Origin of the sequence: Streptosporangium roseum DSM 43021, assembly GCF_000024865.1 — a bacterium.
Lineage (GTDB): Bacteria > Actinomycetota > Actinomycetes > Streptosporangiales > Streptosporangiaceae > Streptosporangium > Streptosporangium roseum.
In genome coordinates this window covers 2,446,155-2,459,056 of the sequence record NC_013595.1, presented here as the reverse complement: position 1 = coordinate 2,459,056, position 12,902 = coordinate 2,446,155, and the positions used below count along the sequence as shown (strand labels likewise).

The following is a 12,902-nucleotide window of genomic DNA, read 5'->3' as shown; positions in this document are numbered from 1 at the left end:
CCTGTGAGGGTGGGAATCCCTCGGCTTCAGCCGTGGGAAGGAAGTCAAACGTGGACCTTCTCTCTGATCTCGGCGTACTTTCGATCGCCGATGCCACTGACCTCGCGGAGCTGCTCGACCGTGCGGAAGCCGCCATGGCCGTCGCGGTATTCGACGATGCGGCGGGCGAGCACCTCGCCGACACCGGGCAACTGTTCGAGCTGCTCCGGGGTCGCGGTGTTGAGGTCGAGGACGACCGGAGCGGGATCGGCCATGAGAGGGGCCGCAGCGGCGGGAGCAGGGGCGCCCACGACGATCTGTTCGCCGTCGACGAGCTTGCGGGCGAGGTTGAGGGGGCCGGTGGCGGCCCCCTTGCGGACGCCCCCGGCGGCTTGGACCGCGTCGGTGATCCGGGAGCCGGTGGGCAGAGTGATCACTCCCGGGCGGCGGACCTTGCCGGTGACGTGGACGGTGACCTCGATGAGGGGGCCAGCCCGCGAGGGACCGGACTGCGCAGAACCGAACCGCGCAGAACCAGGCTGTGGGGAGCCGGACTGCGAGGAAAGGGGGGAGGCCGGCGTCAGAGGGGAGGAACCGGAGACGGGTGGGGGCAGGGGCTCGGGCTCCGGCTGGGATCGCCAGGCATGGACACCACCGGTCACGACCGCGATCAGGGCGATGAGGAGGAGCAGGCGCAGGCCCGGACGCCCCGGGGCGAGCAGGGGGGCCTGGGCGGCGACAGCCGTACGGAGGGCCTCGAAGGAGGGCGGAACCGGCGTGGAGCGCATCCGGGCGGCGGGACCGTCGAAGCGCGCCGAATCATCCGGATTGACCGGACCATCCATGCGAGTGGAGCCATCCAGACGGGCGAAGCCATCCGGGCGGGCGGAACCATCCGGATGGACCAGGCCATTCGGGCGGGCGGAACTACCAGGGTGGGTGGGAAGGGCTTGGTGGGCTGGGCGTAGTGGGAGTGGGGGCGGGAGGGGCGGCGGCGCGGGATCGGAGGTGTCGAACGCCGTCAGCACCCGCAGCCGTGACTCGGCCCGGAACCGCTCGGTGGCCTGATCTGTGGTCCGCACGACCAGGACGCTACGGCGACGTCACCGGGCCGTTCTTGGCCGAATGCGGCTCTGTGGACAACCTCTCCGAGCCTGCGGCGGACCTGTGGACAAGTCGTGTCAGAGGAAAAAGACGGTCGCGTCCATGGACGTGGTGTACGGGTTCCCCCGGGCGGCGGGCGGCGGTAGCGGCGCCCGTTCACCTCCGCTCCGCCCCAGGAAGCGTCCATCTGTGCGGCGCCGTACGGGGTGGAAGGTCAAAAGCGCGGCGAGGGGTGGGTGGGGTGGCCGGGCACCGGCCCATCCGCGCGACGCCGTACGGAATGGAAGATCAAAGCGCAGCAAGGGGTGGGTGGGGTGGCCGGGCACCGGCCCATCCGCGCGACGCCGTACGGAATGCTCCCCGCTGCGCTGGGAGGGGGCGGCGCGGGGTTTTCCTTGATCTGTTGGGATTGGGCGTGCCACAGGACGCCCAATCCCAACAGATCAAGGAAAACCTCTGATCACTGCCGCTCCCGGGGCTCATCGGCGCCTACTCCGCCTCGCCCGGCCCACCACCGCCCCCTCACCAGGCCTTTCCACCCGCCCATCGACCGGCCCCTCCTGAGCGCCGCCCCCCGGACCACGAGACACCGGCCCGCACGGAAGCAGCGGCCCCGGCCACCCCACCCGCCCCTCGCTGCGCTTTTGACCTTCTACCCCGTACGGCGCCGCGCGGATGGGCCGGCCCCCGGGCCACGCCACCCACCCCTCGCTGCGCTTTTGACCTTCCACCCCGGCGAAGCCTCGCTGTTTGACGGCGATCGACCCCGACCTCAGCCCCGCCACCAGCACCAGCACCGGCACCGGCACCGGCACCGGCACCGGCACCGGATACTCGTACACCACGCCACTGGGCGTGGCCAGGAAAGACCTGAGGGGCAGCGGAAGGACCGGAGGAGTAGAGGAAAGCCGGAGGACCGGGGGAAGGGAAGGGGCGGCGCGTCAGGAGGCGGGGGCGACGGTCAGGCCGAGCATGCCGGGGCCCGCGTGGGCGCCGATGACCGCGCCGACCTCGACCACGGTGACCTTGACGAGCCCGGGGATGCGCTGGGGCAGGCGTGCGGCCAGGGACTCGGCACGGGACGAGGCGGCGAGATGCTGGACGGCGACGTTCACCGGCCCGGTCCCGGCTGCCTGAACGGCGAGGTCCTCGAGGCGGGCGATGGCTCGGGCGGCGGTGCGGACCTTCTCCAGGGGGACGATCACGCCGCCGGTGATGTGCAACAGCGGTTTGATCATCAAGGCGGATCCGAGCAGGGTCGCCGCCGCGCCGATACGGCCTCCCCTGCGCAGGTACTCCAGAGTGTCGACGTAGAAGAAGCTGCGGGTGGAGTCCATGCACCGGCGGGCGGCGTCCGCCGCTTCGGTCATGGTCGCGCCCCGGGCCGCGGCTTCGGCCGCCGCGAGGACGGGGAACCCCAGGCCCATGGCGATCGACCTGCTGTCGACGACCTCGACCGGGATCAGCGCGTCCTCGGCTCCCGCGCGGGCCGCCTCGACCGTGCCCGACATCTCCCCCGACAGGTGGATGGAGACGACGGCGACCGCGCCCCGGGCCGCCGCCTCGTCGTAGATGTCGGCGAAGCGCTGCGGGGCGGGCCGCGAGGTCGTCACCGGGGCCCACTCCCTGAGCGCGTCGTTCATCGTCGCGCTGTCGATCTGCGCCACGTCGTCGAGCGGCCGGCCACCCACCACGACCTGGAGAGGCACCGTGGCGATCCCCAGGCGAGAGGTCTCCTCCCGAGGCAGATACGCGGTGGAGTCCGTGACAACAGCGACCGATGGCGACATATGCAGAGATTACCCAGAAGAGATCGCTCAACCGGGACATGCGTGATCACCGGGTCGCTCTCCGTGCCACGGCCGCGCCGGACGCCCCTGCTTCCCTGACGGGCGACCGGGCAGCGGCCGCTACTGGACGGGGTTGCCGCCGCGCCAGACCCGGCGGGGCTTGAGGCCGAAGGCCCACGCGAAGGCGCCTTCGTGGTCGGCGTCCCACTGGACGATGTCGGCCAGGCGGCCGGGAGCGAGGACGCCCCGGTCGGGAACGCCGAGGACGGTGGCTCCGCCGAGCGTCGCGGCACGGAGCGCGTCGCCGACGCTCATGCCGAAGGCGGCCACGGCGAGGCTGATGACCAGGGACATCGAGGTGATTCCGCAGTGACCGGGGTTGTGGTCGCTGCCGAGTGCCACCGTGACGCCCTGGGCGAGCATGCGGCGGACCGGTGGCAGGCTGCCGCGCTGGAGGGCGGTTCCCGGGCAGACCACGGCGGGGACGCCGTAGCGGGCCAGGATCGAGATGTCCTCGTCGGAGGTGTGGTGGAGCAGGTCGGCGGAGGCGCAGCCGAGCTCGGCCGCGAGCTGGACGGCGCCGCGGCGGCTGTAGGCGCCGGCGTGCACGCGGGGCAGCAGGCCGACGTTGCGGCCGGAGGCGAGGACCCAGCGGGCCTCTTCGGTGGTGAAGTGCCCCTCGTCGCAGTAGACGTCGACGCTGTCGGCTCCCGCCGCGGCCGCGTCGGCGCACCACGCGCCCACGGCTTCGACGTAGTCGCGCTGACGGCCGAAGTATTCCGGCGGGACGACGTGCGCGGCCATGAAGGTGACGTGCACGCGCGGCATCATCGGCTCTTTTTCGAGCTCGCGCAGGAGTCGCACGTCGGCCAGCTCGCCGTCGCGGGTGAGGTGGTAGCCGGTCTTGGCCTCCACGGTGGTGGTGCCGCTGAGCAGCCACTCGCGAAGGCGCTCCCGGACACCGTTGCACAGGGTCCACGGGTCGGTGCCTCGGGTCACCGTGACGGTGGAGCCGATGCCGCCGCCGGCGGCGGTGATCGCGGACGGCGTGGAGCCGCCGGAGCGCATCGCCATCTCGGCGTAGCGGTTTCCCGCGTAGACCGGGTGGGTGTGAGCGTCGATCAGACCGGGCGTGACCAGCGCGCCGCCCAGGTTCTCGACATGGTCGACATCGACGATGTCGTCCACCACGCCTGGAACGCTCTGCGGCAGGTCCGCCGCACGGCCGACCCACGCGATCCGGTCGTTGTGGACCAGGATCGCCGCGTTGCTGCACACGTCATTGCCGGTCCAGAGCCGGCCAATGTTGGTCAGAAGGCGGACCGTCATCGCATCACCGCCTTGTACGCAGGGGAGGACATCGGGAGGGAGACCGCTTCCGGGCACGAGGGGCGGACCCAGCCGTTGCCGGGCTCCATGCCCACCGGGTCCGTTGTGAGTCCGGACGACATTGGGGGGTCTCCTGCTCTCATCCGCATATCGTGGTGCGGCGACAGTATCGCCGGGATCATGATCAGGCGATTTCAGTTCAGTTACGTTATTTCACAAGTGAGCTCGCTGTACAGGCTAATTGGGAAGAACGCCGCTTCGCCGTAACCACATCCGGCGCACCGGTTCCACGGTCACATCCGGCCTCGAGTGTGTCTTCACAGCTCAGACCGCTTCTTTACCACCTGTAACAGCAGTCTCCGAGACAACTTGCACCCTAACATCTCGGTAGATTTGCCTTATGGTAGCAATCCAAACCTTGGCCGACCACTGTCACTTTTGAGGCTTTTGTACGGTTTTCACGCTTCATCAGTGCAGCCCATGGAGCCCCTCTTCGGCAAGCCCGATCATTGAAATGTGACTCCTGACCTACCTAGCCTGACAAGAGGCCGGAGGGGCGCGGCGCCCCGGCCCTCCCCGCCGGTCCGAGCGGGCCGGGCACCGTCGCGGCGCCGTACATGACACGCGATCAGCCGCGCCATGCATGACCCTCGATCAACCGCGCCGTGCATGACACGCGATCAGCCGCGCCGTACATGACCGCGATCAACGGCGTCGCGCACGCTCCGCGGTCGGTGGTACACACCTCCCGGCGACGGACGGGAGCGGCGGGCGCGGCCGTGCTGTTCCGGCCTCTCCCGCGGGCGGTCCCACCACCGGGAAGGTCCTCGGCCCGGACGGCGGCGCCGGTCGGCCGAGCCTCGATCCGGAGGTGCCGGATCTGTGAGCGAAACCACCCCGAGGTACGCCCGAAATAGGCCCTAAGCAGGACGTTCAGTGTAATCTTTCGTGCGAGCTATCTACAGGCCGCACGCATGGGAGTCACCTTGTCCGTCCACGCGGACGCCGGACGGCGTCGCATCGAAGAACTGCTTCAGGAGAACGAGGAACCCGTCTTCAAGCGCTGGCTGGAGATCGCCGGTTCGTCCTCCAACGGCCATGTGGACCGCAGCAGCCTGGTCGGCCAGCTCCGCGAGCTCTACCAGGCTCTGCACCGGTCGCTCAGCGGGTCCTCCGACTTCAGCGACCTGCGTGGGCTGCTCGCCGAGCTCTCCCGGTCCCGCGCCCGCCAGGGTTTCACACCCACCGAGACCGCCATCGTGGTGTTCGGGCTCAAGGAGGCGCTCTACGAGATCATCGAAAACGACGGCTCTCCCGAGGCCCTGCGAGGTTTCATCTGGTTCTCCCAGGTCATTGACGAGCTTGGGCTCTTCACGATGGAGAGCTATGCCTCGGCCAGGGAGAAGGTCATCATCGACCAGGCCGAACAGCTCCTGGAGCTCTCCACCCCGGTGGTCAAGCTCTGGGAGGGCATCGTCGCGGTGCCGCTCGTCGGCACGCTCGACTCGGCCAGGACCCAGGTGGTGATGGAGAAACTGCTGCAGACGCTGGTGGACACCGGCTCCGAGCACGCGGTCATCGACATCACCGGCGTGCCCGCGGTCGACACCCAGGTCGCCCAGCACCTGCTCAAGACCGTGGTGGCGGCTCGGCTGATGGGCGCGGAGTGTGTGATCTCCGGCATCCGCCCGCAGATCGCCCACACCATCGTCACCCTCGGCATCGAGTTCGGCGACATCGTCACCAAGGCCTCGCTCGCCGACGCGCTCGCGCACGCGCTGCGGCAGAGCGGCGTCGAGTTCGTCAAGCGCAGGGGGAACCGCATCGCCGTACGGACCGTGGAGGACTGATGGACCGCGTGCCCGTCCTCAAACTTGGGGACATCCTCATCGTCTCCATCCAGATCGACCTCCAGGACCAGAGCGTGCTCGCGCTCCAGGAGGACCTGGCGGACCAGGTGGTCGCGACCGGCGCCCGAGGGGTGATCATCGACATCACCGCCGTGGAGATCGTCGACTCGTTCATCGGACGCATGCTGGCCACCATCGCCGCGATCTCCCGGATGCTCGACGCCGAGACGGTCGTCGTCGGGATGCGGCCCGCGGTGGCGATCACCCTGGTGGAGCTGGGCCTCTCCCTCGGCGGCGTGCGCACCGCCCTCAACCTGGAGAAGGGCGTCGCGCTGCTGAACCACCTCGAGGGCGCACAGATCGTCACGGCCGCCCGGTGACGACCTCCGACGAGTTGCCCATCAAGAGCAACAGCGACGTCGTCCTGGTGCGCCAGCATGTCAGGACCGCCGCCGTGAACGTTGGGCTCTCTCTCGTCGACCAGACGAAGGTGGTGACCGCGGCCAGCGAGCTGGCCCGCAACGCCCTCGTCTACGCGGGAGGAGGGCAGGTGCGGATCGAGATCGTGAACAACGGCATACGGAAGGGTCTACGGCTGGCCTTCAGCGACACCGGGCCAGGCATTCCCGACATCCCGCAGGCGCTCACCGACGGATGGACCACCGGCGGCGGCCTCGGACTCGGACTCAGCGGCTCCCGCCGCCTGGTCGACGAGTTCGACCTGCAGTCGGCTCCCGGCGAGGGGACGCTGATCACGGTGACGAAATGGGCAAGGTGATCCGTTCCCAGAACGACACCTGGACGAGGGCCGAGGACGCGAGCGCGATCGGTGCCCTCCGCCGTAGCGCCGTCATGCTCGCCGAGGCGCGGGGGTTCGACGAGGAGGACGCCGGCCGGGTGGCCGTCGCGGTGAGCGAGGCCGCCTCGAACCTGGTCAAACACGCCGTCGAAGGGGTCATGCTGATCCGTCCCCATCCCGAGCTGGACTCGGCGGTAGAGGTCATCGCGATCGACCGGGGGCCCGGCATGCGCGACGTCTCCCGCGCCCTGCGCGACGGCTACTCCACGGCGGGCACGCTCGGCATCGGCCTGGGCGGCATCGCGCGGATGGCGAGTGGTTACGAGGTTCATTCCATGCCCGGCCGGGGCACTGTGCTCGGCATGTACTTCACCGCGCGCGGCGCCCCGCGCCCCGCGTCGCGGGTGAGCGGCATGACCCGGCCGATCGGCGAGGAGGTCGTCTGCGGCGACGCGTTCGCGGTCGCCGAGAACGACGCCACGACGACCGTGATGCTCTGTGACGGGCTCGGCCACGGCAGCCTGGCCGCCCACGCCTCCCATGAGGCCGTACGGCTGTTCCTCCAGCACGCGGACCTCGCCCCGGTCACCGTTCTGGAACGGATCCACCTCGGGCTCGGCTCGACCAGGGGCGGCGCGGTCGCCGTGGCCCGCATCGATCGGGCGGCGGGGACGGTGAACTTCGCCGGACTCGGCAACGTCTCGGCGTGGATCGCGCACCAGGAGGGGCGCCAGGGAATGATCTCGGTGCCGGGCATCGCCGGCCACAAGGCGCGTACGCTGCGCCAGTACGAATACGCCGTGCCCCAGCACAGCATGATCGTGTTTCACTCCGACGGGCTCTCCGACCGCTGGGACATCACCACCTACCCCGGGCTCGTCGCACGTCCCCCCTCCGTCGTCGCCGCCACGCTGCTGCGCGACGCGGGGACCCGCAGGGACGACGCCTGCGTGGTCGCGATGAGGCCGTGGACGTCATGACGGGCGAGATGGCCGGAGACGAGCTGATCCGGATCCGTGTCGTGGACGACCAGGACGTGTTCGCCATGCGCAAGCTGGGCCGCGAGGTGGCAGAGGCCTCCGGTCTGGACACCCAGGACCAGATCCGGGTGGCCACGGCGCTGAGCGAGATCGGGCGGGAGGTTCTGAGCGAGGGCGCCGCCGCGTCCGCCGCCTTCCTGCTCGGGCACGACAACCTGATCGTCACGATCGACCTGTCGGCGATGGCCGACCTCCGTCCGACGGACGGCGTGACGCTGGCGGGGCGTCTCGTCGACGCGATCGAGCTGGATCCCGCCGTGGGACGGATAACCATGCTCAAACGGCTCCCGGCGGGCCGCCCCAGGCCCTCAGCGGAGGAGATCCGCGCCAGGCTGGCCAAGCTGACCCCCGCCACCGCCCTCGACGAGCTGCGCCAGCAGAACCGCGAGCTCGCCGCCACCCTGGAGGAGGTCCTGCAGCTCAACACCGAGCTGCAGGAGACCAACCAGGGCGTGCTCGCCCTGTACAACCAGCTCTCGGAAGAGCTGGAGGAGACCAACCGCGGCGTCGTGGCACTGTACGCGGAGCTGGACGGGAAATCCGCGCAGCTACGGGAGGCGAGCGACGCCAAGAACCGGTTCTGGGCCACGGTCAGCCATGAGCTGCGCACCCCGCTCAACTCGATCATCGGCCTGGTCCGCCTCCTGGTGGGTCCCGGCGGGGACCCGCTGGTGGAAGAGCAGCTCCACCAGATCCAGCTCATCGGCTCCTCGGCGGAGACTCTGCTGTCACTGGTGAGCGAGCTGCTCGACATGGCCAAGGCCGAGGCCGGACGGCTCGCCCCGCAGCCGTCCGTGGTGGACCTGGTGGCGCTGGCCGAACGGATGCGCATGACGCTGCGCCCCACCAGCGGCACCGACCAGGTCACGCTCTCGGTGAAGGTCTCCGACGGGGCGGCCGAACTGTTCGTGGACGAGGTGATGCTCACCCGGATCCTGCGCAACCTGCTGTCCAACGGGCTGAAGTTCACCGAGGAGGGCGAGGTCAGGCTGGAGATCGACCTCGACGCCGGTACCCACGAGATGGTCTTCACGGTGACCGACACCGGGATCGGCGTCCCCGAGGAGCATCTGGAGCGCGTCTTCGAGGAGTTCTTCCAGGTGCCGGGGCCCATCCAGGCCCGGACGAAGGGCACCGGACTCGGCCTGCCGTACGCCCGGCGTCTGGCCCAGGCGATGGGCGGCTCGCTCCAGCTGTCCAGCTCCCCCGAGGGCACCATGGCCGTCCTGCGGCTGCCGCACCGGTACGACGGGACGCCGGTGATCGGCCGGGTGCTCGTCGCGGACGACGACGAGGAGTTCCGCGCCACGGTCCGGCGGATGCTCACCGGGTTCGCCGCCCACATCGACGAGGCTCCCGACGGGCTGGTCGCGCTGGAGGTGATGACGGCCAACCCGCCGGACCTCGCGCTGGTGGACCTGCTGATGCCCCGGCTCGACGGCGCGGCGCTGATGCAGCGGATGGCCGACGACCCGCGGCTACGTGAGGTGCCGGTGCTCGTGGTGACCGTCGCCACCTCCAGCCAGTACCCGCAGGCGGCCGATACGGTGATCTCCAAACACGGGCTGCGCAGGGAGAGTCTGCTGGAGGCGATACGGAACGCGCTGGGGCACCGCGATGAGTGAGGGACCGGCGATGGTGCTGGTCGTGGACGACACGCCGACCAAGCTCTACATCCTGTCCAGCTGGCTGCGGCGCTCGGGACACGAGGTCGTGCAGGCTACCGGCGGTCTGGAGGCGCTCGCCAAGGTCAGGGAGCTCCGGCCGGACCTGGTCGTCCTCGACGTACGGTTGCCCGACATCAGCGGCTACGAGGTCTGCGAGCAGATCAAGGCGGACAAGGCGACCTCCTCGATACCGGTCATCCAGATCTCCGGGGCGGCGATCACCCCCGCCGACCGGGCCCAGGGGCTCGAACGCGGCGCCGACGCCTACCTGGCGGAGCCGGTCGAGCCCGACGAGTTCGCCGCGACGGTCGAGGCCACGCTGCGCTATTACCGGGCGCGGCAGCGGGCCGAGCGGATGGCCGAGCGGCTGGCGGCCCTCACCCAGGTCAGCCTGGCGATGAACTCCTCCGACACCTTCGAGGGACTCCTGACCACGGCCGTCGAAGGCGCCGCCCGGATCCTCGGCAGGCACGCGGGCGTGCTCGCCCTGCCGCCGGACGGCCGGACCCGCAGGTTCGACGCCCTCCCCTCGGAGAGCGTCGCCGTCGCCAGGAGCGCGGCGCCGGACACGCTGCTCAGGCTGAGCGCGATGTCCCTGGGCAATACGGCCGGGACGGAGGTCTTCACGATCCCGCGCGGCGACTGGACGAAGCTGATGCCGGACGCGGAGCCCCTCGGCGACGTCTCGGCGATGATCTGCCGCACCAAGCTCGGCAGGCCGCCCGTCTACCTCGGGGTGGACGCGGTCCCGCCGCTCGACGCGGACGAGTTCAACGTCCTGCGCCAGCTCGGGCAGGCCCTGGCCCTCTCGGTGGACGCCCTGCGCGCCTACGCCGAGGAGCACGCGATCGCCCTCACCCTGCAGCGCAGCCTTCTGCCCGCGCGGATCCCGGAGACGCCCGGACTGTCGATCAGCTGGCGATACCAGCCGGCCGTCGACAACATCGAGGTCGGCGGCGACTTCTACGAGGTCCTGCGGCTGGGTGATCAGGTGCTCATCGCCATCGGCGACGTCCAGGGGCACTCCCTGCTCGCCGCGACGGTGATGGCCGAGCTCCGCCACGCCCTGCGCGCCTCCCTCATCGGCACGGTGGACCTGGGCGCGTCCATGGCCCTGCTCAACAACGTGCTGCGGCGCTACCACCCCGGCATGACCGCCACCGTGTGCCTGATACTCATCGCCCCGGAGACGGGGGAGATGGAGGTCGCCAACGCGGGCCACATCCCGCCCCTGATCGTCGGCGACGGCGAGGTCCGCTACCACGACCTGGGCAACCTGCTGCTGGGCGTGGCCGAGGAGACCTACCGGGTCGACCGGCTGGCCCTGCCTGAGGGAGGGTCGGTGCTGATGTTCACCGACGGGCTCGTCGAGGACCGCGACAAGCTGCTCGACGAGAGCCTGGAGATCGTGCGGCAGCTGGCGGAGGTCGTGGAAGACGATCTGGAGCTCTTCTGCGACCGGCTCATCAAGCAGTTCGGCGCCCGGGAGGACGACGTCGCTCTCGTGGCGTTCCGCCGCGAGGCGCCCGGGACGGGCTCCGCCTGATCCCGCGCCGCCCTCCGCACGAGGGCTGATTCCGCATGTCCCCGCACGAGATCTGATCCGCGCCGTAGGCCCGCACGAGGATTCCACGCCCCCCACGAGACCTGATCCGCGCCGCCCGTCCTCCGCGCGAGGCCTGATCCGCGCGCCCCCGTGCGGGCCGCGCGCCTCCCGTGCCGCCGCCGGGCGCCGAACCACCGGACCCGTAACGAGGCCACGCCCCGCCGTACCGGCTCCTGAGCGGGAGCGTGGTACGGCGGGGCGTGGCGGGGCGACCGCTCTCGGACGGACTCCGACTCTCAGACGGACTCCGACTCTCGGACGGACTCCGACTCTCAGACGGTCTCGACCGGCTTGGCGGTCTTCTCCAGTTCGGCGAAGAGGGCGGGCAGGACCCTGGCGTGCAGGATCGTGCCGTCCTCGGTGTGCTCGACCCCGAGGACCTCGCCCTCCTTGTGCGCCCGGGAGATCAGGTCACCGCGCTGGTAGGGCACCAGCAGCCTGACCTCCTGGTCGAAGCGGGGCAGCTCGCGCTCGATGATGGCCAGCAGCTCGTCGATCCCGGCGCCGGTGCGGGCCGAGACCACGACGGTGTGCTTCTCTCGCGCGGTCAGCTGGGCCAGCACCACCGGGTCGGCGACGTCGGCCTTGTTGATGACCACGATCTCCGGGATGTCACGGGCGCCCTCGATGTCGGCGACCACCTCTCGCACGGCGGCGAGCTGTGACTCCGGATCGGGGTGCGAGCCGTCGACCACGTGCAGGATCAGATCGGCGTCGCCGACCTCCTCCAGCGTGGAGCGGAAGGCCTCGACGAGCTGGTGGGGCAGGTGCCGGACGAATCCGACGGTGTCGGCCAGCGTGAACAGGCGGCCTTCGGGCGTGTGCGCCCGGCGGACGGTCGGGTCCAGCGTGGCGAACAGGGAGTCCTCGACCAGCACTCCTGCCCCGGTCAGCCGGTTCAGCAGCGAGGACTTGCCCGCGTTGGTGTAGCCCGCGATGGCCACGGCCGGAACCTCGCGCTCCTGCCGCCGCGCCCGCTTGGTCACGCGCGAGGTGGTCATCTCGATGATCTGGCGGCGCAGCTTGGCCATCCGCTCGCGGATCCGGCGGCGGTCCAGCTCGATCTTCGTCTCACCGGGGCCACGGCCGCCCATGCCGACGCCGCCCGCGGCGCGACCGCCGACCTGGCGGGACAGGTTGCCGCCCCAGCCGCGCAGTCGCGGCAGCAGGTAGTTGAGCTGTGCGAGCTCCACCTGGGCCTTGCCCTCGCGGCTCTTGGCGTGCTGGGCGAAGATGTCGAGGATCAGCATGGTCCGGTCGATGACCTTGACCTTGACGACCTCCTCGAGCTGGCGGAGCTGGCCGGGGCTCAGCTCACCGTCGCAGACGACGGTGTCGGCGCCGGTGGCGGAGACGATGTCGGCGAGCTCCTGCGCCTTGCCCGAGCCGATGTAGGTCGCCGTGTCGGGCTTCTGGCGGCGCTGGATCACACCTTCCAGCACCTCCGAGCCCGCGGTCTCGGCGAGCAGTTTCAGTTCGAGGAGTGAGTTCTCGGCGTCGATCGCCGTGCCCGAGGTCCAGACGCCGACCAGAACGACCCGCTCAAGTCGCAGCTGGCGGTATTCGACCTCGGTGACGTCCTCAAGCTCCGTGGAGAGCCCCGCGACCCGGCGTAGCGCCTGGCGTTCGGCCAGGTCCATCTCACCGATGCCGGGCAGGTCGTCGAACTGGTCAATGTCCAGCGGCTCACGAGTGTCTATGTCGTTGCTCCATTCAGGTGCGTGGTTCATGTGCGTCC

At 70.3% G+C, this 12,902-nt stretch carries 10 protein-coding genes; 6 read left to right on the top strand and 4 right to left on the bottom strand.

Going from position 1 to position 12,902, the window contains the following annotated elements:
* Positions 1 to 44: 44 nt before the first annotated feature.
* The 3 genes from SROS_RS11000 to hutI all read right to left on the bottom strand — a co-directional run bounded on the left by SROS_RS11000 (position 45) and on the right by hutI (position 4,202).
* Complete coding sequence (locus SROS_RS11000) at positions 45 to 824, bottom strand: ComEA family DNA-binding protein (RefSeq protein WP_012889000.1); 780 nt, start codon at positions 822 to 824, stop codon at positions 45 to 47.
* A 1,200-nt stretch (positions 825 to 2,024) separates the two neighbouring features.
* Positions 2,025 to 2,873 (bottom strand): DegV family protein, encoded by an 849-nt coding sequence (locus tag SROS_RS10995; RefSeq protein WP_012888999.1) that lies wholly within the window; start codon positions 2,871 to 2,873, stop codon positions 2,025 to 2,027.
* A gap of 120 nt (positions 2,874 to 2,993) precedes the next feature.
* Positions 2,994 to 4,202, bottom strand: a complete 1,209-nt coding sequence (gene hutI / locus SROS_RS10990; RefSeq protein WP_012888998.1) for an imidazolonepropionase — start codon at positions 4,200 to 4,202, stop codon at positions 2,994 to 2,996.
* Between the two features lie 974 nt (positions 4,203 to 5,176).
* Here hutI and SROS_RS10980 point away from each other — a divergent pair.
* The 6 genes from SROS_RS10980 to SROS_RS10955 are packed head-to-tail and all read left to right on the top strand — an operon-like array spanning position 5,177 to position 11,104.
* The gene (locus SROS_RS10980) at positions 5,177 to 6,052 is read left to right on the top strand and encodes an STAS domain-containing protein (protein WP_012888996.1); all 876 of its coding nucleotides are present in this window, start codon (positions 5,177 to 5,179) and stop codon (positions 6,050 to 6,052) included.
* Complete coding sequence (locus SROS_RS10975) at positions 6,052 to 6,432, top strand: STAS domain-containing protein (RefSeq protein ID WP_012888995.1); 381 nt, start codon at positions 6,052 to 6,054, stop codon at positions 6,430 to 6,432. The genes SROS_RS10980 and SROS_RS10975 overlap by 1 nt, the downstream gene beginning before the upstream one ends.
* Positions 6,429 to 6,830 (top strand): anti-sigma regulatory factor, encoded by a 402-nt coding sequence (locus SROS_RS10970; RefSeq protein ID WP_012888994.1) that lies wholly within the window; start codon positions 6,429 to 6,431, stop codon positions 6,828 to 6,830. Before SROS_RS10975 ends, SROS_RS10970 begins: the two co-directional genes overlap by 4 nt.
* Positions 6,818 to 7,831 carry an ATP-binding protein gene (locus SROS_RS10965; RefSeq protein WP_012888993.1) on the top strand — a complete coding sequence of 338 codons (1,014 nt, stop codon included), beginning with the start codon at positions 6,818 to 6,820 and terminating at the stop codon, positions 7,829 to 7,831. The genes SROS_RS10970 and SROS_RS10965 overlap by 13 nt, the downstream gene beginning before the upstream one ends.
* Entirely contained in the window at positions 7,828 to 9,516 is a 1,689-nt protein-coding gene (locus tag SROS_RS10960) for an ATP-binding response regulator (RefSeq protein WP_012888992.1), read from the top strand. Before SROS_RS10965 ends, SROS_RS10960 begins: the two co-directional genes overlap by 4 nt.
* The gene (locus SROS_RS10955) at positions 9,509 to 11,104 is read left to right on the top strand and encodes a fused response regulator/phosphatase (protein WP_043651789.1); all 1,596 of its coding nucleotides are present in this window, start codon (positions 9,509 to 9,511) and stop codon (positions 11,102 to 11,104) included. Before SROS_RS10960 ends, SROS_RS10955 begins: the two co-directional genes overlap by 8 nt.
* Before the next feature lie 332 nt (positions 11,105 to 11,436).
* On the opposite strand, the gene hflX is transcribed toward SROS_RS10955, so the two are convergent.
* Positions 11,437 to 12,894: a GTPase HflX gene (gene hflX / locus SROS_RS10950; RefSeq protein WP_043651785.1), complete on the bottom strand. Its 1,458-nt coding sequence runs from the start codon at positions 12,892 to 12,894 to the stop codon at positions 11,437 to 11,439.
* Positions 12,895 to 12,902 lie beyond the last annotated feature (8 nt).